We start from the raw sequence: 19,299 nt of genomic DNA, 5'->3' as shown, positions 1-19,299 counted from the left end.
AATGTGCGTGCAGCGGGCCGGATTGCGTGTTGCCGCGGATGGTCGCGGCGAACTCCCTTGCGTCCTGCGAGCAGACGCCGCCGGCGACCTATATGCCATTCAATCCGCCTGCGGATTGGCGAGGCGCCTGCGTTTCCCCGGGCATCGTGCCGTCAGAGCAGGTCAGATCGATCTGGACGGGGCCGGCCACGGAGGCGTCGTGTACGCCCACCACCTTCGAGCGGCCGCCTCCCGAGGGACCTCAGCAGATCGCGGTTGCATGTCGGGGCATCGTGGCCGAGGGCCGGTGCCCAGCGTTCAGGGACCTGTGCATGGTCAACCAGGAAGAGGCGAATGTGCCCCCAGGATGGCGCTACTGCATCGTCGGGAACGGAGGTGACCAGAGCTGTTACGCGCCTTCCGAGCCTGGAGATGCCCCGAGGTTTTCGGACAAACTGACCTTCTACCGCCGAGGAGTAGACGCGCTGGAATGCGCGCCCTGCGCCTGCCTACCCAGCGCGCCGAGCCGGTGCGAGGCGCGGGTGAGCGCCTACACGGACCGTACCTGCAGCGACAGTGCGCTCATCGGCGCGGAGGACGTGGTTGCGGGCGAGGGAGACGGTTGCCTGCAATTCGATGCCGGGCCGGCGCTCGGCAGCATCCGCGCAGAATGGATGGTGAACGAGCCGGGGAGCTGCATCCCGACCGGCGGCGGGCCACGGGCCATCACCGTCTGCTGTCTGCCGGAGCCGGAAAAATGACGGACCGATGTGGGTCTACATCAAGGGAGCAGCCTGAGCGCGACGTGGGTCATCAACGAGCCCGGGCGCTGCTCCCCGGAGGACGGGCGTCGATGGGCGCGCTGAAACGCAAGGGGGCGGAGACGAGCTGCGGCCTCGCGGCGGTCATCATGGTCCGCGACGCGAGGCGCTCTTGTCCTCGGGGCGCCCGCCATCATGCCCGCTGTGTGCATACCTGATCAACACCTCATCGTAATTGAGCCCAGGAGCAGCGGCGACGGCGAGCGGGACGCGCAAGATCTGCGTGTATGATGGCCGGGCTGCGCGTCTCGGTGCTCGGTTCCGCGCGAATGGACCGCGCCCTGGGCGTCGCTCCTGGTTTGGCACGCGGGCTGCAGAAGTAAAAAGGAGCACGTGAGAGACGGAGTCGTCTGCGGACGACCAGGCGACGGCTGTGCGCAGCAGGCGATTCCGGGAAAGAGACACGTCATGCGGCTCGGATTGGCGATCCTGATCGCGCTCCACGGCGCGATTCACCTCATCGGATACCGCGAGTGGTCGAAGCTTGCGGCCGCCGGTCAGCCGAGCGATCGCACGCTCGTGCCCCTCTCTCCCACGGGCAGTCGGGTCTTCGCCCTGCTCTGGCTCGCGGCGGTGATCGCGCTGCTCGCGGCGGCAGCGCTCGAGGTCTTGCGGCGCGACGCGTGGGGGGCGCTGGCGCTCTCCGGCGTGCTCCTCTCCCAGGGCGTCATCGTTTTCGCGTGGCCCCAGGCGAAGTTCGGGACGCTGGTCAACGTGCTCATCCTCCTCGCGATCGTGTCCGTTGCCAAACACGCACGCTTCCAGCACGAGGTCGATTCGGAGGTCCGAGCGCTGCTCGCGCACCCCGCCGAGCCGCACGCCTCTAGCGTCGAGCCCTCCGAGATCGAGCGCCTGCCCGCGCCGGTGCGCACCTGGCTGGAGGCCTCGGGCGTCGTCGGCCGGGACAGGGCTCAGACGGTCCGGCTGAAGCAGCGCGGCGAGCTCCGGACCAGCCCCGACGCCGCCTGGATGCCCGCGGAGGCCGAGCAGTACTTCTCCGTCGACGAGCCTGCGTTCGTCTGGAAGGTCACCACGAAGATGATGGGCATCCTCCCGATCGAGGGCCGCGACAAGTACGCCGCTGGCAAGGGCCAGATGCTCATCAAGGCGGCGTCGCTCGTCAGCCTCGTCGACGCGGCCGACGAGAAGATCGACCAGGGCGCCATGCTGCGATTTCTTGGCGAGATCGTCTGGTTCCCGTCAGCGGCGCTCCGCCCCTACATCGCGTGGGAGTCTATCGACGCGACGAGCGCGAAGGCGACGATTCGGCACGCAGGGAAGGTCGCGTCGGCGGTGTTCGCGTTCGATCCGCAGGGGCGCGTGGTCGGGCTCCAGGCAGAGCGTTATCTCGGCGGCGGCGCGGACGCGAAGCTCACCCCCTGGTCCGTGTCGTGCTCGGACTGGCGCACGTTCCGGGGAGTCCGGATCCCGAGCCAAGGGGAGGTCCTGTGGAAGCTCGAGAGCGGGAGTTTCAGCTACTACCGCTGGGAGATCCTCGACGTGGAGCACAACCCCGGAGGGCCGTACCGGGAGGGCGGCGCTCGCGCGCCTGCCGAGCTCGGGACTTCCGCGTCATTCCCGAGTGACCACCTCTAGGAGGTGCCCCAGCCCCTGCGCGCGCAGCGTCTCGGCCTGGAGCCGCTCCGCGACCGCGTTGAGCTCGCCGAGCGCCTGGCCGGAGCCGCCGCCCACGATAGTGCGCAGCGGTCGCTTGCCGGCCGGCGCCTCGACGAGCGCCACGACGGCGTCGGCGACGTCGCGCGGGTCGGGCGCACCCGCCGCCTCGAACATGGCGGCGAGGCCGGCGTTCATGCGCGCGGGCAGCTCGGCGAGCTCGCCGTAGCCGGCGAGGCGCGCGGGCTCCGCGGGCGCCAGCATGTTCCTTCCGAGCGCGGTCGGGTACGGCCCGGGCTCCACGATCGCCGACTCGATGCCGAGGGGCGCGAGCTCCAGCCGGTACGCCTCCGCGAGCATCTCCAGCGCCGCCTTGCTGGCCGCGTACAGGCCGAAGCACGGCATGACCATGCGGGCGAGCCCGGTGGAGACGTGAACGAGCAGCCCGCGGCGCCGCTCCTTCATGAGCGGCAGCACGGCGCGGTTCACGCGGTGCGCGCCGAGCACGTTCACCTGGAACAGCCGCAGCGCCTGGTCGGTCGTGAACCCCTCGCTGAGCCCCATCGCCGACAGGCCTGCGTTGTTGACCACCACGTCGATGCAGGCGCCGTCCGCGGCGAGCGCGCCGATCGCGGCCTCCACGGACGCGTCGCGCTCGACGTCCATCTCGACGGTGGTGATCCGCCCCGCCCCCTGGGCGGCGAGCTCCGCGGCGGCGCCCGCGGCCCGCCCCTCGCGGTCGCGCACCGTCGCGAACACGCGGTGCCCGCGGCCCGCGAGCGACAGCGCGATCAGCCTGCCGAAGCCGCTCGAGCACCCGGTGACGAGCACGTCCTTGCTCTCTGCCATCTTCACGCTCCTTCGAGCGAGACACGTAGCAGGACGGAGTTTTGCGCCTCTACCGCGTTCGGGGCGCGGAGGACGCGTTCGTGACGCCTCGCGCGCCGGCGCCGGCGCCGGTGCCAGTCGATGCGCGCCGGTAGGCCCCCGGGGTCATCCCGGTCGCCTTCCGGAAGAACGCGGCGAAGTGGCTCGCGTTGGCGAAGCCGATCTCCGCCGCGACGTCGATGATCCGGCGGCCGGGGTCGGCGAGCAGCGCCTTCGCGCGATCGACGCGGATCTGGCCGAGGTAGCGGTGCGGCGAGAGGCCGGTCGAGCGCTTGAACATCCGCGAGAAGTGGTGGACGTTCATGCCGGCCGCGTCGGCGAGCTCGACCACGCCGACGTTGCGCTCCATGCCCTCGTGGAGCAGCTCCTTCGCGCGGCGGAGCACCGGAAGCGGCAGCCCCGAACGCGGGGGAGGGCGCAGCGAGAGGCCCGAAGCCCGGAGCATGCGCGCCGCGAGCACCACGGCCGACGCCTCGACGTACCCGGCCGCGGCGTCGCCCCCCGTCTCGGCCTCGTGCAGCATCGACAGGGCGAGCTCGCGGCCCACGGGGTCGTCGAAGCGGAACAGGCACGCGAGCTCCCGGCCGCCGGGCGGAGCGATGCCCTCGGCCACCCGCGCGACCAGCGCGTCCGGCACGTGCACGTGGAGGAAGCCGGACCGGTCCCGCGTCCAGCACGTGCTCTGCCACCCGGCAGGGATCACCGTGAGATCCCCGCGCCCGAACACGCCCTCGTGGATGCGACCCTCCCGGCGCTGGCGCACGCGCGCGGGCGCCCCGAGGTGCACGCCGAGCACGTGGGCGTCGAAGGCGCCGCTCACGCCGTCGCACGGCGGCTGGTCGCGGCGCGCCACGAGCGCGATCGTGGCCCCCGGCGCGCCGGAGGGACCCGACGAGGTCGTGAAGCGAAACTCGGCCACCTGCGCCCCTCAGGCCCGCGACGGCCCCCGTCTCACCGCGCGCCGCTCGCGGTGAGACATGGCGTTTTCTGACGCCGCGAGGCCCTCTTCCCGCCTACTTGGCAAAGATCGACCCGTTCCAGACGTACCGCGCCGGCTGCGCTCCGCCCCACGGCAGCAGCAGCGGCTCGAAGCCGCCGACGGGCGCCTTGTCCTGGTTGAAGGGGTACGTCTGCTCCGTCCACTCGACGGCCTTCCCCGGGGCGAGCTCGATCCCCACCTTGTCGCCCACGCGCACGAACCTGAGCTCGCCGGCGATCTTCTTGTCGCCGACGCTGCGCGCCACCTCGGCCGCGAAGATCCGCTGGATGCTCTCGCCGTCGACCCGGAAGATCATCACGACGTCGCGGTCCACGGTCCCGCCGCCCGCCTCCTTGGGCGCCGCCGCGCGGACGGTGCCGTGGACGATGATCTCCGCCTTGCCGTCGCCGGTGAGATCCCGCGCGCTCATCGAGCGGATGTCGGCCGGAGACGCGAACTGCGCGAGCGTCATGAACGCGTACCCCGCGCCGCCACGGAACCCCTTGCCGAACACCACGATGTCGCGGTCGTGCAGGAGCACCCGCTCGGGCTCCTTGCCGCCGGCCATGTCGGCACCGAGGTCGAACTGCGGCTTGCTCGCCGAGGCGCTCCGGTCGCGCCGGTAGAGGGCGTACACCTTGTCGAGCATCTCGGCCGGCGAGAGGCCGGCCGGCTTCGGCGCGGCCCGCGCCTCCTCGGCCCTCGCCGGCGCCGGGCGCGGCCCCGCGGCGCCCGCCTGCCGCTGCTCGCTCGCCTTGGTGAACACCCCGCCGGTCAGCTTGTAGAGCTGCGACTTGATCGACCCCCACGGCAACAGCAGCGGGTCGTACGTCGTCTCGACCCCCTCCGCGTAGTTGCTCGCGTCGTACCGGGTCGCCTTGCCCGGCTCCACGCGGATCGCCACCTTGTCGCCGTCCGCCACGAAGTCGACGTCGTTGACGACCGAGCCCTTCTCCGTCGCGATCGCGATCTCGTGCTGGAAGATCGGCTTCGGCGTGTCGCCGGCGCCGAACTGGAGCACGTGCATCACCTCGCGGTACTTCGCGCCGCTGCCGGAGCGCTTCCGCAGGATGAGCTCCGCCTGGCCGTCGCCCGTCAGGTCGCGCGCCGTGAGCGACGGCAGCATCCCGTCCTTGGCGTCGACCCCGAGGTCCTCGAAGTAGTACTGCGCGCCCTTCCGGAACCCGGGGCCGAGGACGATCATGTAGCGCTCGTAGACGAGCACCCGCTCCCGCATCGCATCGCCGGCCACGTCGGCGACGAGGTCGTAGCTCGCGCGACCCTGGATGCCCTTGCTCCGGAGGAGGCCGTCGGTGAGCGCGAGCTCCGGCTCGGTCGCGAGCGGCGACAGCGACGCGTACGCCTCCGAGGCGGCGCTGCCGACGACGGCGTCGACCCCTCCGCCGTCGTCGTCGTGGACGAAGAGCCCCGCCCGCAGCCCGACCCGGGTCGTCGCCGCCTCGGGAAACGCCGTCCAGGGGACGCTCGCCTCCAGGGTGTACCCGCCGCTGCGGGGGGCCTCGATGACCTTCGCCCCGGCCACCGCCTTGCCGCCCGGGACCTTGACGCTCCCCGCCGTCTTGCCCGGCTGCCCAGGGTAGAGCGCCACCTCCTGGACCTTTCCGCCCGGGAACCCGATCACGACCTTCACGTGATCGGCGCCGCCGCGCAGCGTGTCGTCGGTCACGTCGGCCGCCACGTAGATCCGCGCGTCGTCGTAGGCGATGGCCACCTGCGCGGCCAGATCGGCCTTGCTGGGCTTGCCCTTGAGCTTGAGGCCGAGGGAGGTGAACGCCACCGGCCACTCCTTCGGGACCCCGTCGAGCTTGAGCCATTTCGACTCGACGAGCGGCGCCGCGATCGGCGTGCCGGCGGCGAGGGCGGAGGAGGGGGCGGCGGTGGTCAGCGCCGCCAGCGCGACCGGCGCGAGCGCGGCGAAGCGGGAGCCGGAGGTTCGAGCCCCCGGCGCACGGTGCGAGTGTGTTTTACGTCTCATAAGCTCGGGTTTGGACGCCTCTCCGCGCCCGCTTGTTCTTACCACGAGCACTTTCTTTCCGGATCGCTCAGCGTCGCCCCACCCGAGGCGTCACCTGGACGCCGCGAGGCGACGATTTCGACGTGGCAGGCGAGGGGGCCCGGCGGTGCCGAGGCCCTCGCCTGCTGTCATCCTTGGGGTCTGGGAGAGGGCGTGAGGCGGGCGGGGCCGGCGCCTTCGGGGCGGATCCGGCGGTACACGAGCTTTGCGATCTCGACGGCCGGCACGATGAGCGCCGAGAGGACGAGCAGGAGCATCCACTCGTTCGACGACATCGCGTACGTGCGGAAGACCGGGCGCAGCGCGGGCACGAGCAGCGCGATCAGGTGGATCGCCGCGCTCGCCGCGACCGCCAGGAGGAGCGGGAGGCTGATGAGCGGCTTCGACGCGAAGAGCGAGATGACCGGGCTCCGGCAGCTCCAGGCGTGGAAGAGCGGCGACAGCGCCAGCAGCGAGAAGGCGACGGCGCGCGTGCGGAGCAGCGCCTCCTCGGTCTGGTCCGACGTCGCGTAGAGCGCGACGGCGGCGAGCCCCATGATCGCGCCGACGTACAGGATGCCGAGGTAGTCGCGCTTGACGAGCAGGCCCTCGTCGCGCGGCCGCGGCGCCTCGGACATGAGCTGCGGATCCGGCGGATCGATGCCGAGCGCGAGCGCCGGCAGGCCGTTCGTCACGAGGTTGATCCAGAGGATCATGAGCGGCGTCAGCGGCGGCCACTTGCCGAAGAACGAGACGACGAACACGGCCACGAGGAGGCCCATGTTCGACGAGAGCAGGAAGAAGATGAACTTCTGGATGTTGCGGTAGATGGCGCGCCCCTCGCGCACCGCCTCGACGATGGTCGCGAAGTTGTCGTCCGCCAGCACGAGGTCCGCCGCCTGCCGCGCCACGTCGGTGCCCCCGCGCCCCATCGCCACGCCGATGTGCGCCTCCCGGAGCGCGGGCGCGTCGTTCACGCCGTCGCCCGTCATCGCCACGATGTGGCCGTGCGCCTTGAACGCCCGCACGAGCCGGAGCTTCTGCTCCGCCGTCGTCCGGGCGAAGACGCGCAGGTGCATGATCCGCCGCGCCAGCTCCTCGTCGCCCATCGCCGCGAGCTCCGCGCCGCTGAGCGCCTCGTCGCCCTCGTCCCAGAGCCCGATCTCCTTGGCGATCGCCGTCGCGGTGAGCCGGTGGTCGCCGGTGATCATGACGGCGCGGATGCCGGCGCGGCGGCACTCGGCCACCGCCTCCTTCACTCCCTGCCGCGGCGGGTCCATCATCCCGACCAGGCCGAGGAACGTGAGCTCGCGCTCGATGTCGTCCTCGTCGCGGCTGAGCCGCACCCGGCGGCAGATCGCGAGCACGCGCAGCGCGGCCGCGCTCATGCGATCGGCCTCGGCGACGATCGCGACGCGGTCGTCCTCGGTCAGCGCCCGCACGCCCTTGTCGTCGGCGAACTTCACGCAGAGCGGGAGGAGCACGTCGACGCTCCCCTTCACGTGCGCGATCTCGCGGCCGCGCTCGTCCCGCGTGATCACCGTCATCCGCTTGCGGTCGCTGTCGAACGGCAGCTCGTGCACGAACGCGTGCGACGGCGCCACCGACTCGCGCGAGTAGTTGCCCTTCGCGGCCAGCGTCAGCAGCGCCCCCTCGGTCGGATCGCCGACGATGTTCCAGCGGCCAGTCGCCCGGTCCTCGTCGAGCGACGCGTTGTTGCAGAGCGCGACCGTCGCGAACAGGTACGTGAGGGGCGCCGCGTGCTCCACGACCTCCGCGCCGCGCTCGTCCCGCAGCGCGCCCGCCGGGTTGTACCCCTCGCCGGTCACCGTGTAGCGGCGGCCGCCCGCGTACACGTTGCGGACGGTCATCTCGTTCTGGGTGAGCGTGCCCGTCTTGTCCGACGCGATGATCGTCGCGGCGCCGAGCGTCTCGACCGCGGGCAGCTTGCGCACGATCGCCCCGCGCCGCGCCATGCGCTGCATCCCCAGCGCGAGCGTGATCGTCGTGATCGCGGGCAGCCCCTCGGGGATGGCGGCCACCGCGAGGCTCACGCCCTCGAGCAGGAGCTCGTGCCACGGCCGGCCGCCCCGGATGAACCCCCAGCCGAGCAGCACCGCGGAGAGCGCCAGGCAGACCCGCAGGATCACCGAGCCGAAGCGATCGAGGCGCTCCTCGAGGGGCGTCTTCTGCTCGCCGACCGAGCGGATCATCTCGCCGATCCGGCCGAGCTCGGTGCCCACTCCGGTCGCGGTCACCACCGCGCGCCCCTTGCCGCGCACGACGCTCGTGCCGGTGAAGACCATCGTGACCCGGTCGCCGAGCGGCGCGTCGCGCGCGACAGGGGCGAGCGCGTCCTTGACCGCGGCCGCGCTCTCGCCCGTCAGCGCCGCCTCCTCGGTCGCGAAGCTGATCGTCTGCACGAGCCGCGCGTCGGCCGGGACCGAGTCGCCCGCCTCGAGCTCGAGGATGTCGCCGGGCGCGACGTCCTCGGCCGCGATGACCACGGTCTTGCCGCCGCGTCGGACGCGCGCGTTCGGCGCGCTGAGCTTCTGGAGGGCCTCCAGGGCGGCCTCCGCGCGCCGCTCCTGGTAGTAACCGAGGAAGGCGTTCAGGATCACGATGAGCAGGATCGCGATCGCGTCGCCGAACCGGTGGAGGAAGCTCTCGTCCTGGTCGGCCGTGAAGCCGACGACCACGGCGATCGCCGCCGCGGCGAGGAGCGTGAGCACGAGCGGGTTCGCGAACTGCTCGAGGATGCGGACGAGCGCGCTCTTCTTCTTCGTCTCGGGCAGCCGGTTCTTGCCGTGCTCCGCGAGGCGCCTCTGCGCCTCGGCGTCGGAGAGCCCGCCGGACGAGCTGACCCCGACGCGCTCGAGGAAGGCGCCGACCTCCTCGGCGTGGACTGGGATGGGAGCGGCGGGAGAGGCGTTCGGTCCGGCCGGGCGGAGCGCCGTGGCGGCTTGGCTCATGGGCAGGCGTGCTCTAGCGCTTCATCCTGGCTTGTTCACGTTGTTCTTCGGCCTCGAGCTCCGCGATCGCCGCCGCGAGCTCGTCCTGCTCGGCCTGGGGCGCGGCGGCCGGCGCGCCGCCCGCGCCGGCCACGCGCACCTGAGGCGGCGGCGCCGCGGCGGGCGGCGGCTCGGGCGGGAGCACGCCCATCTTCCGCTTGAGCGCGAGCAGCTCGTCGTCCGCGCCCGCCGTCGCCTCGAGCTGCCCGAACCGGTGCGCCAGCGTGTCGCCCGTGTACTGCTCGGCGATCTCCCCGGCGGCCTCGGCCTCGGCCTCGATCTGGTCGATCTTGTTCGCCATCCGGTCGAACGTCTCGAAGGCGGAGGCGTTGTTCAGGCCGCTCATCGTCTCCTGGATGGCCTTCTGCGCCTCGGCCCGCTTCTTCCGGGCGATGAGCACGTTCTTCTTGCGCTTCGCCTCCTCGATCTTGTTGTTCAGGAGGCGCAGCGCCGTCTTCAGCTGGTCGACGGCCTGCTTCTGCTTCTGCCACTGGTCCTTGTAGGAGGTGGCGAGCTGGTCGTGCTCCTTCTTGCGGTTCAGCGCCTCCTTGGCCAGCGCGTCGTCGCCCGCCTTGATCGCGAGCATCGCCCTGCGCTCCCACTCCGCGGCGTGAGCGGCCTCCTGCTCGGCCTGCTTGGCCAGCCGCTTCTCGTCGGCGATCGAGACGGCGACCTGCTTCTTCGCCTCGATCAGCTGGTTTGCCATGTCGATGACGACCTGGTTCAGCATCTTCTCGGGGTCCTCCGAGCGGCTGATGAGGTCGTTCAGGTTCGACTTGATGAGGGTCGCAAGGCGCGCGAAAATTCCCATAGATCAGCTCCAACTCTCGGGGTGCGCAGGGTCGAAAGGCGCGGCGGGTCTGCTCAGCTGAGCGCGAGATCGTGCAGCACGGGGACGTGGCGGGCGAGCGCGAGATCGATGTCGCTCAGGATCGCCTCGAGCTCGTTCATGTCGAGGTTCTCGAGCTCCAGCGCCGCCGACAGGACGACGGTGCCCGCCTCGATCCCATACGAAGCATGCATCAGATCCGTCGCGTTGTACTCGAGCAGGCGGCGGAAGAGCTTGGTCTGGTGTGCGTCGTCCCCGGGGACAGGGCCGATCGAGACGCGCACCGCCACGATCGGCGGGTCGATGCGGATCGCGATCGGCGGCGCTCCCGCGCCCCCCGAGACGAGGTAGGTACCGGCGTCGTTCTCGAACCGGCGATCGAGCTGCAGGAGGTAGGTTTCGACATCCTCGGCTGTGCGCGGCATGGCGCGCCGAGCCTACAGAATCATGTCGCCTCGGGCTAGTGCCGCGTCCCTCGGATTCTTCCCGGGATTCCGCGCGCCGCGGGCTGCGGGCTGCGGCGACGACGCCGCGACGATCGTTCATCGAGCGCGCGCGGCTCGCCGTGGGCCTCCGAACCATGGCGCCCCCTTCGTTGGGTTCGTGCTCCGATCGCATCGGCGCGCTGTCACGTCGCGACGCGCGCCGCGCGCCTGGATTGCGCGCCGCGAGCCGCGACGCGCGCCGCTCCGTGATCGGTTCTGCTCGCTACGGGAATCACCGCCTTTCCCCGGACGCTCGCTTTTTTCTCACCTGTCCGAGAGTTGCGGTGGTACGGTCCCGATCCAGGTTACGTGGCGATCCACCCGGGCGACGTCGTTGCTGGCTACCGTGTCACCCGCCTGCTCGGGCGGGGCGGCATGGGCGAAGTCTGGGCAGCAACACGGGAATCGGACAATCAGCAGGTCGCCATCAAGGTCCTGCTGGCGCGCGCCGCGATGAAGCCGGATCTCGTGCGGCGCTTCGATCGCGAGGCGAAGATCGCCTCGGCCATCCAGAGCCCGTACGTCTGCCAGCTGCTCGAGGTCGGCCAGACGGACGAGGGCGAGCATCTGCTCGTGTTCGAGCAGCTCGACGGCGAGTCGCTGGCGGACCGGCTGAAGCGCGAGCAGTACCTGCCGTTCAGCGAGGTCGGGCCGATCATCGACGACGTGCTCCAGGGGCTCGTGGCCGCGCACGCCGCGGGCGTCATCCACCGCGATCTGAAACCGGGCAACATCTACCTCGAGCACCTCGGCCTGCCGGACCGGCGCGAGCGCGCGAAGATCCTCGATTTCGGCATCTCGAAGCTCACGCGGCGCGAGAAGGAAGAGCCGACGCTCACCGCCTTCGACGCGACGCTGGGATCGTTCGCGTACATGGCGCCGGAGCAGGTGCGGGGCGCCGCGCGGGCCGACGAGCGGGCCGACATCTACGCGGTCGGCGCGGTGGCCTTCCGGGCCCTGTCCGGGCGGCTGCCGTTCGAGGGGGCGAACGCCGCGGTGCTCGTCGCGATGAAGCTCGACCGCCCGGCGCCGTCGCTCGCCGAGGCGACCGGCGAGAAATGGCCGGTGGGCATCGAGCGCTTCCTCGAGCGGGCGCTCGATCGCCGGCGCGAAGGGCGCTTCGGCTCCGCGGGAGAGGCGCTGTCGAGCTGGCGCGCCATCCAGCCGGCGAACATCACCCGCGCGACGCGCCGCTCGCAGCGGAGCAGGTATCCCTCCGAGCTGCCCGACGCGTTCCTGGAAGACAACCCCACGGTCGTCGACGGCCCCCCGACGATGACGGAGAACGGCGGCGGCTTCACCGACGCCGGCCACAGCTCGCCGCCCCCTGCTCCGCTCGCCCCTCCCAGGGCCGGGAGCACCGTGCCCCCGCCGCCGCCGAGCAGGGCCGCTGCGCCGCCGGCGTCGCCGAGCAGGACGGGCGTGGGCGCGCCGCCGGCGCCGCCGAGCAGGACGGGCGTGGGCGCGCCGCCGGCGCCGCCGAGCAGGACGGGCGTGGGCGCGCCGCCGGCGCCGCCGAGCAGGGCGGGCGCAGGCGCGCCGCCGCCACCGCCGAGCAGGGCGGGCATGCCGCCGCCACCGCCGAGCAGGGCAGGCGCAGGCGCGCCGCCGCCACCGCCGAGCAGGGCGGGCGCAGGCGCGCCGCCGCCACCGCCGAGCAGGGCGGGCGCGGGCGCGCCGCCGCCACCGCCGAGCAGGGCGGGCGCGGGCGCACCGCCGCCACCGCCGAGCAGGGCGGGCGCAGGCGCGCCGCCGCCACCGCCGAGCAGGGGCGGGGGCGCAGAGATTCCCCGGCCGGAGGGACCCCCTTCGCGCCGCAAGACAGAGAGGCACTGAGTTGCTCGACGCAACGGTAGGCACGAAGAACCGGGTCGAGGTGCGCGGCGGGCGCATCCGCCTCACGAAATCGTCGGCCGCGCGCGGCGGCGGATGGATCGAGATCGGCACCGATCCCGTCATCGTCGGCCGCAACGCGGCCTGCCAGCTGGTCCTCGACGACGCCAAGGTCAGCGCGGTGCACGCCGAGTTCGTCGCCACGGAGCAGGGCGTGCGCGTGCGCGATCTCGACAGCCGGAACGGGACCTTCGTCGGCGGCGTGCGGGTCGGCGACATCTACCTGCTCACGAGCACGAAGCTGCGGCTCGGCGAGACCGAGATCCAGTTCGAGCCCCTGCGGCCCGAGCGCATCACGGTCTCGGCGATCCCGTCGTTCGGCCCGCTCGTGGCGAGCAGCCCCGGGATGCGGGCCATCTTCGAGCGCCTGTCCAAGATGGCGCCGACCGATCTCACGGTGCTCATCACGGGCGAGACCGGCACGGGCAAGGAGCTCGTCGCGCAGGCGCTGCACCTGGCGAGCGCCCGCTCGAAGAAGCCGTTCGTGGTCGTGGACTGCGGCTCGATCCCGCCGACCCTGGCCGAGGCGACGCTGTTCGGCCACGAGCGCGGCGCGTTCACGGGCGCTGTCGACAAGCGCCTCTCGCCGTTCATCGAGGCGGACGGCGGCACGATCTTCCTCGACGAGCTCGGCGAGCTGCCGCTCGAGGTGCAGCCGAAGCTCCTCCGCGCGCTCGCCGAGCGCCGCATCAAGAGCGTCGGCGGCTCGAGCTACCGCGAGGTCGACGTGCGCGTGCTCGCGGCGACGCGCCGCGACCTCGTGCGGGCCGTCAACGGCGGCAACTTCCGGAGCGACCTCTACTTCCGCGTCGCGCAGATCAAGATCGAGCTGCCGGCGCTCCGGCAGCGCGTGGAGGACATCCCCGTGCTCGTCCGCCGGATGCTGAAGGATCTCGGCGACGAGAGCGCCTACGAGCGCGTCTCGAACATGACGCTCGAGCGGCTGATGCGGCACGACTGGCCGGGCAACGTCCGCGAGCTCCGGAACGCGGTTGCCGTCGCGTTCGCGCTCGCCGCCGAGGGCGAGGAGATCGACATCGCGGCGCACCTCGGCGCCCTCACCGAGACGCCGGTGCACCCGAGCTCCTCCTCGCCGTCGATCCCCCCGGGCGCCGGCGGCAGCGCGGCCGGCAGCTCGTTCGCGTCGATGAAGGGCCGCCAGTTCCAGGAGGCGAAGCGCGACGTCCTCGCGCGGTTCGAGCGCGACTACTTCGCCGCCCTGTCCGAGGACGCGAAGGGCAACGTGAGCGAGATGGCGCGGCGCGCGGGCATGGAGCGGGCGCACGTGCGGGCTTACCTGCGCCGCCACGGCATCGGCGCGAAGCAGGAACAGGAGTGAGCGAGCCGACCGCGGCTCGCTCGCCTCGCGTCACACCGCCGCGGCCTTGTCGTCCCTTCCGGACGGCGCGATCTCGTCGGACTCGAACAGCCCTTCGAGCTCCTGCGCCGCCTGCTTCGCCGCCTCGATGAGCTTGACCTCGTCGTTGTGCACAGCGTGCCCGCGGAGCAGCACCTTCTCGTCGTGGGCCCTGAACCGCTCGATGGTCGCGCGGGCGTCCCGCTCCCGCATCCCGAGGCCCTCGAGCACGCGCCCCGCCACCTCGAGCGACGACAGGAACGTCTCCCGCTCCAGCACCGTCACGCCGATATCCATGAGCTGATACGCGTGCTGGCGGTTCCTGGCGCGCGCGTAGATCCGGATGTCCGGGAAGTGCTGCTTCACCACCTCCGCCGTCTTCACCGACGACGCGACGTCGTCGATCGCCAGCACGAAGATCTTCGCCTTGTCGGCGCGCGCCGCGCGGAGCAGGTCCAGCCGGGAGGCGTCCCCGTAGTAGATCTTGTTGCCGTACTTGCGGACGAAGTCGACCTGCGTCGCGCTCGCGTCGAGCGCGGTGAAGGGGATCTTCCTCGTGCGGAGGACGCGAGAGACGATCTGCCCGAAGCGGCCGTATCCGGCGATGATGACCCTGGGGTCGTTGTCGTCGATCGCGTCGAACTCGCGCTCTGGCGCGCCCCGCCGCCATCGCTTCACGATCGCGTCGCCGAGCGCGATGACGAGCGGCGTGAGCGCCATCGACAGGGTGACCACGACGACCAGGAGGTCGGTGAGGAGCCTGTCCATGATGCCCTGTCCCGCGGCCATCCCGAAGAGGACGAAGGCGAACTCGCCCCCCTGCGGCAGCGCGAGCGCGAGGTCGCGCGCGGAGCCCCGCGCGTGCCCGGTCGCCCTGCCCAGGACGAACAGGACGGCGGCCTTGAGCGCCATCACGCCGAGGACGAGCCCGAGGACGAGCAGCGGCCGCGCGACGACGAGGCCGATGTTCGCCGACATGCCGACGGCGATGAAGAAGAGCCCCATGAGCAGGCCCTTGAACGGCTCGATGTCCGCCTCGAGCTCGTGGCGGTACTCCGAGTCGGCGAGCAGCACGCCCGCCATGAAGGCGCCGAGCGACATGGAGAGGCCCACCTGCACCATGAGGAGCGCCGTGCCGAGCACGACGAGCAGGGCCGCCGCGGTGAAGATCTCGTGGGCGTGGGTGGCGGCGATGGCCCGGAAGACGGGGCGCACGAGGTAGCGGCCGCCGGCGACGACCGCGAGCAGCACGGCCACCGCCTTGAGCGACGAGGCGACGGCGCTCCCCTCGGCGGGGGCCCCGCCCGCGTGGCTGAGCAGGGGGAGCACCGCGAGCAGCGGGATCACGGCGAGGTCCTGGAAGAGCAGGATGCCGAACGCGGAGCGGCCGTGCTGCGACTGCATCTGGCCCTTCTCGGCCAGGATCTGCAGGACGAACGCCGTCGACGAGAGCGAGAGCCCGACGCCCGCGATGGCCGCGGTGTCGGCGCGCAGGCCGAGCGCGGCGCCGCTCAGCCCGATGAGCGCGCCCGTGACGGCGACCTGCGCGCCGCCGAGGCCGAACACGGCGCGGCGGAGCACCCAGAGCCGCGACGGCTGGAGCTCGAGGCCGATGAGGAAGAGCAGCAGCACCACGCCGAGCTCCGAGAAGTGGAGGATGTCTTCGACGTTGGTGATGATCCGCAGCCCCCACGGGCCGAGCAGCGCGCCCGCGACGAGGTAGCCGAGCACCGCGCCGAGGCCGATCCGCTTGAACAGCGGCACGGCGACCACGGCCGCGCCGAGAAAGACTGCGGCGTCAGAGAGCAAGCTCATTCGTCGTGGGTCTCCTTGGGGCTCCGTGATAAGCACGATCGGCCATGCAGATCGAGCTCATCGCCACGGCAAGCGAAGATTCCGCGTACCTGCCCCGGGTGGGGCTCGGCACCCTCGCGGCGCTCACGCCCCCCGAGGATGAGATCATCTACACCGATGACGTCGTACAGCCCTTCGATCTCCAGCGCGACGTCAAGGACGTCGACCTCGTCGGGATCAGCGTCGACAGCAAGACAGCCCGCCGCAGCTACGATATCGCCGCCGCTTACCGCAGGCGCGGCGTGAAGGTGGTGCTCGGCGGCATCCACCCGACGGCCTGCCCCGACGAGGCCCTGCAGCACGCGGACGCCGTCGTGGTCGGCGAGGCGGAGGACGCCTGGCCCGCCCTGCTCGCGGACGTGAAGCGCGGCGAGCTCAAGCCGATCTACCGCCCGGAGCTGCCGAGCCTCGCGGGCAGGCCCCCGCCGCGGCGCGACCTGTTCACCTCCAAGAAGTACATCCCGTTCCAGGTCGTGCAGACGATGCGCGGCTGCCCGTATCCGTGCGAGTTCTGCAGCGTGTCGACGGCGAACGGCACCACGATGCGGTTCCGCCCGACCGACGAGGTGCTGAGCGAGCTCCGGTCGCTCGGCAAGCTCATCATGTTCGCGGACGACAACGTGATGATCCACCGGGCTTACTCGAAAGAGCTCTTCACCCGGATGGTCCCGCTGAAGAAGCACTGGATAGGGCAGTGCTCGCTCGCCGCGGTCAAGCGCCTCGAGAACGTGAAGCTCATGGCCGAGAGCGGGTGCAAGGCGCTCTTCATCGGCTTCGAGAGCATCGACGAGGAGACGGTGAAGTTCACCGGAAAGCGGCAGAACCGGCCCTCCCAGTACAAGGACACGATGGCGATGCTCCACGATCACGGCATCTCCGTCTGGGGGAGCTTCGTCTTCGGCTTCGATACGGACGATCCCGAGGTGTTCGATCGCACCGTGGAGTTCGGCATCGACATGAAGCTGACGATGGCGCTGTATGCCATCCTCACCCCGTACCCTGCGACGCAGCTGTACCGCCGCCTCAAGGCGGAGGGGCGCCTCACGGACGAGCGCTGGTGGCTGCGCCGCGACCACGACGCCGGCTCACCCTATTTCGTTCCCAAGCAGATGTCGCGGGAGCGGCTCCGGGAGGGGTGGGTGTCCGCGTGGACGAAATTCTACTCGCCGTCCTCGATATGGCGCAGGTTCACCCTCACGCGGCAGTCGAGCTGGATCCAGCTGGCGGGCTTCTTCCCGCTGAATTTCATGCAGCACACGCTGGCGCACCGCAAGATCGCGGGCGGCGAGCAGCGCTTCCGCTCCGGCGTGCACATCGAGGAGGCGGCCGCTTCGTCCGTGGCGCAGCCGCAGCCGCAGCCGGAGCCGCAGCCTGCGAGGGCCAAGGGCGCTCGGCAGCTCCCGATCATCGGATAGGCGATCCCCTGGCGCCAGCTTCGCGCCCTGTGCGTGCGTGGGCGCCGTCCTGCACGCTGCGGCGCAATGGTACGCCACGGCGCATTGGCGCCGCGCTCCGCTCGCCGGCTATGAGGCGGCGCCCTGGCGCCGCGTGATGGGGCGCCGCAGGACGCCGCGTCTAGGCCGCTCTTGCGCCCGCGCAGGCCGAGCGCTCCGCGGCGCGCGGAGCGCCCGCAGCGCATCGGTGGATGTGGGCAATCGACCGCTCCTGGATTGACAGCAGCATACGGTGAGCGAGCGACGTTCTTCTGTCGCGCTTGCAGTGCGATTGTCGCTTGCTGATTTTGCTACACTCGCGTGAGCTCCTGGAATGCCGGGGTATCGAGCGGGGTGTGAGCCCGCTTTGTCGCGGCATCGAGCATCCCTCAAGCGGAGGTGTCATGGGTCGACGTCGGTTCTCCTTCTCGCTCCTCATCGTGGTTGGCGCTGCCGTGTCCAGCGCTGGCTTCGCGGCCAGCTGTAGCGCGACGGGTCCGTCCAACCAGCTCGACTCGAGCGGAGCTCACGATACAGGGGTGGGAGGGGGCGGCACGACCGGCGGAGTCGACGGGCTGGGTGGGCTCCTCGACATCGATGGAGGGCGCGAGCCGCAGGGCGATGTGGTGGTGAACTCTTGTGGGAGCGCGTGCGGCGACAGGGAGCTATGTACCGGCGCGACCCTCGGCCTGGACGACGACTGCGATGGGATGATCGACGAGAGCTGCGGGTGCATCCCCGGTCAGGCGCACTCCTGCTTCCGCGGCGATCCGTCGTTCCGGAACAGCGAGGGGTGCTTTCCTGGCACCCAGATCTGCGACGAGACCGGCACCTGGGGCCCGTGCGTCGGCGGCGTGCACGCCGACGAGAACTGCCATATGGATAGCGGAGCTCCGTGCCGCCCGATGCAGGCGTCGCCCTTCGCCGATGTAAACCTCAAGGCAGGCACCGGCGCGTTCGGCGCGGATGCGGTCGCGGGATCCGAGCTGTGGACGGTGGATTGCCCCGACGGCGTCGACCCGTGCCCCGGAGTGGCCGGCACCGATCCGGCGGACGATTTCAAGCCTCTGCAGTCCGGCGAGTACACCGTCACGTACACGAAGCGCGTCGCGAGCGGCGCTACCCAGAGCTGCCAGTACCCGCTCTTCGTCAGCGCGGGCGGCCTGCGCGTCGAGCTCGAGTGGGAGCACGAGGTCGGCGACATCGATCTCGATCTACACCTCCACAAGCCGAACAACACGCAACCCTGGAGCATGTCGGGCTCGTCGGTGGACTGCGGCTTTTACAACTGCACCATCGACCACTTCTCGTCAAAGGGCTCGGATATCCGCTGGTTCTTGAACAGCGCGAGGCTCCCGGATCCCGTGAACTGGTACCTCGACCCGGTGCCGGGCAACAATGGCTGCTTCAACGCCCCTCGGGGCGTGGGGAGACAATGGGAGGCCAACGGTCTTGGCTGCCACAACCCGCGGCTCGACCTCGACAACTGGAAATGCGACCCCACCGTGACGGACCCCAACGACGTAGACTTCTGCGCGCCGGAGAACATCAACCTCGACTATCCGCCGAAGGGGCAGTGGATGCGCATCGGCGTGTATTACTATGGTCAGGGCAGCGCGAAGCACGATATCCACCCCCGGATCAAGATCTTCTGCGACAGCGCGCTCGGGGCCGATCTGGGGCACACGGGGTTCTACAGCCCAGAGCGGCCCGTCGCGTTCAAGCCCACGGAAGGGCACAAGAGGTTCTGGCTCGTCGCCGACGTGCTCTTCCCCGAGCCGGACGAGTGCGGCCAGGCGGCCTGCATCGTGCAGCCACTCTATGAGAACGCCAGCGCGATGACGCCGCTGCTCACCACGCGGAACGACGTCGAGGCGAGCTTCGGTCCCGCCTACCCCACGCTGCCCTGAAGAGAGCGCGCGCCGCGCGCCCTGAGCCGTATCCCATCCAGCTCACCGGCCAGGCCTCGCGACGTCAGCGCGCACGAGCGCGCCGCCGCGAGCGCACGAGCTCTGCCGGCGCCGCCTTGCCCCACGCAGAGGAGCGGTGAGGCGCAACGCCACACCGGCCAGCAAGGCAAGCTCCGTGGCGATCTGTCTGAGGATGATTTGTCTGGCTCCTTGGCTGAGCTGGTGATTTGCC

Annotated in this window: 13 protein-coding genes; 6 read left to right on the top strand and 7 right to left on the bottom strand. The window is 71.1% G+C overall.

From position 1 onward, the window contains the following. The first annotated feature begins 521 nt into the window (after positions 1-521). Together WMF19_RS31190 and WMF19_RS31185 are read left to right on the top strand one after the other, a co-directional pair. The gene (locus tag WMF19_RS31190) at positions 522-740 is read left to right on the top strand and encodes a hypothetical protein (protein ID WP_437893717.1); all 219 of its coding nucleotides are present in this window, start codon (positions 522-524) and stop codon (positions 738-740) included. Between the two features lie 468 nt (positions 741-1,208). Continuing rightward, a complete protein-coding gene (locus WMF19_RS31185) occupies positions 1,209-2,396 on the top strand; it encodes a DUF6544 family protein (RefSeq protein ID WP_437893716.1) in 1,188 nt (395 codons plus the stop codon). On the opposite strand, the gene WMF19_RS31180 is transcribed toward WMF19_RS31185, so the two are convergent. The 6 genes from WMF19_RS31180 to WMF19_RS31155 all read right to left on the bottom strand — a co-directional run bounded on the left by WMF19_RS31180 (position 2,373) and on the right by WMF19_RS31155 (position 10,560). Next, the gene (locus WMF19_RS31180) at positions 2,373-3,263 is read right to left on the bottom strand and encodes an SDR family oxidoreductase (protein ID WP_437893715.1); all 891 of its coding nucleotides are present in this window, start codon (positions 3,261-3,263) and stop codon (positions 2,373-2,375) included. The two genes, WMF19_RS31185 and WMF19_RS31180, sit on opposite strands and share 24 nt — an antisense overlap. A gap of 49 nt (positions 3,264-3,312) precedes the next feature. Continuing rightward, on the bottom strand, positions 3,313-4,221 hold the full coding sequence (locus WMF19_RS31175) for a helix-turn-helix transcriptional regulator (RefSeq protein ID WP_437893714.1): 909 nt from the start codon (positions 4,219-4,221) through the stop codon (positions 3,313-3,315). A 94-nt stretch (positions 4,222-4,315) separates the two neighbouring features. Then, on the bottom strand, positions 4,316-6,277 hold the full coding sequence (locus WMF19_RS31170; RefSeq protein WP_437893713.1) for a sugar-binding protein: 1,962 nt from the start codon (positions 6,275-6,277) through the stop codon (positions 4,316-4,318). Positions 6,278-6,444: 167 nt separating this feature from the next. Further along, on the bottom strand, positions 6,445-9,267 hold the full coding sequence (locus WMF19_RS31165; RefSeq protein ID WP_437893712.1) for a cation-translocating P-type ATPase: 2,823 nt from the start codon (positions 9,265-9,267) through the stop codon (positions 6,445-6,447). 13 nt (positions 9,268-9,280) lie between these two features. Further along, entirely contained in the window at positions 9,281-10,117 is an 837-nt protein-coding gene (locus tag WMF19_RS31160) for a PspA/IM30 family protein (protein ID WP_272094395.1), read from the bottom strand. 53 nt (positions 10,118-10,170) lie between these two features. Further along, positions 10,171-10,560 carry a hypothetical protein gene (locus WMF19_RS31155; RefSeq protein ID WP_272094394.1) on the bottom strand — a complete coding sequence of 130 codons (390 nt, stop codon included), beginning with the start codon at positions 10,558-10,560 and terminating at the stop codon, positions 10,171-10,173. A 369-nt stretch (positions 10,561-10,929) separates the two neighbouring features. Between WMF19_RS31155 and WMF19_RS31150 the strand changes: the two genes are divergently transcribed. Beyond that, positions 10,930-12,456 (top strand): serine/threonine-protein kinase, encoded by a 1,527-nt coding sequence (locus tag WMF19_RS31150; RefSeq protein ID WP_437893711.1) that lies wholly within the window; start codon positions 10,930-10,932, stop codon positions 12,454-12,456. Position 12,457: 1 nt separating this feature from the next. Next, a complete protein-coding gene (locus tag WMF19_RS31145; protein ID WP_272094392.1) occupies positions 12,458-13,852 on the top strand; it encodes a sigma 54-interacting transcriptional regulator in 1,395 nt (464 codons plus the stop codon). A gap of 30 nt (positions 13,853-13,882) precedes the next feature. Here the strand turns inward: WMF19_RS31145 and WMF19_RS31140 are convergent, their stop codons facing one another. Next, positions 13,883-15,685: a monovalent cation:proton antiporter-2 (CPA2) family protein gene (locus WMF19_RS31140; RefSeq protein WP_437893710.1), complete on the bottom strand. Its 1,803-nt coding sequence runs from the start codon at positions 15,683-15,685 to the stop codon at positions 13,883-13,885. A 44-nt stretch (positions 15,686-15,729) separates the two neighbouring features. On the opposite strand from WMF19_RS31140, the gene WMF19_RS31135 reads away from it, so the two are divergent. Then, positions 15,730-17,139, top strand: a complete 1,410-nt coding sequence (locus tag WMF19_RS31135; protein ID WP_437893709.1) for a B12-binding domain-containing radical SAM protein — start codon at positions 15,730-15,732, stop codon at positions 17,137-17,139. A gap of 422 nt (positions 17,140-17,561) precedes the next feature. After that, on the top strand, positions 17,562-19,067 hold the full coding sequence (locus tag WMF19_RS31130; RefSeq protein WP_437893708.1) for a hypothetical protein: 1,506 nt from the start codon (positions 17,562-17,564) through the stop codon (positions 19,065-19,067). The last annotated feature ends 232 nt before the right edge of the window (positions 19,068-19,299 follow it).

Source organism: Sorangium sp. So ce124 (assembly GCF_051525235.1).
GTDB classification, from domain to species: domain Bacteria; phylum Myxococcota_A; class Polyangia; order Polyangiales; family Polyangiaceae; genus Sorangium; species Sorangium atrum.
This window is presented reverse-complemented; position numbering and strand designations above follow the sequence as displayed.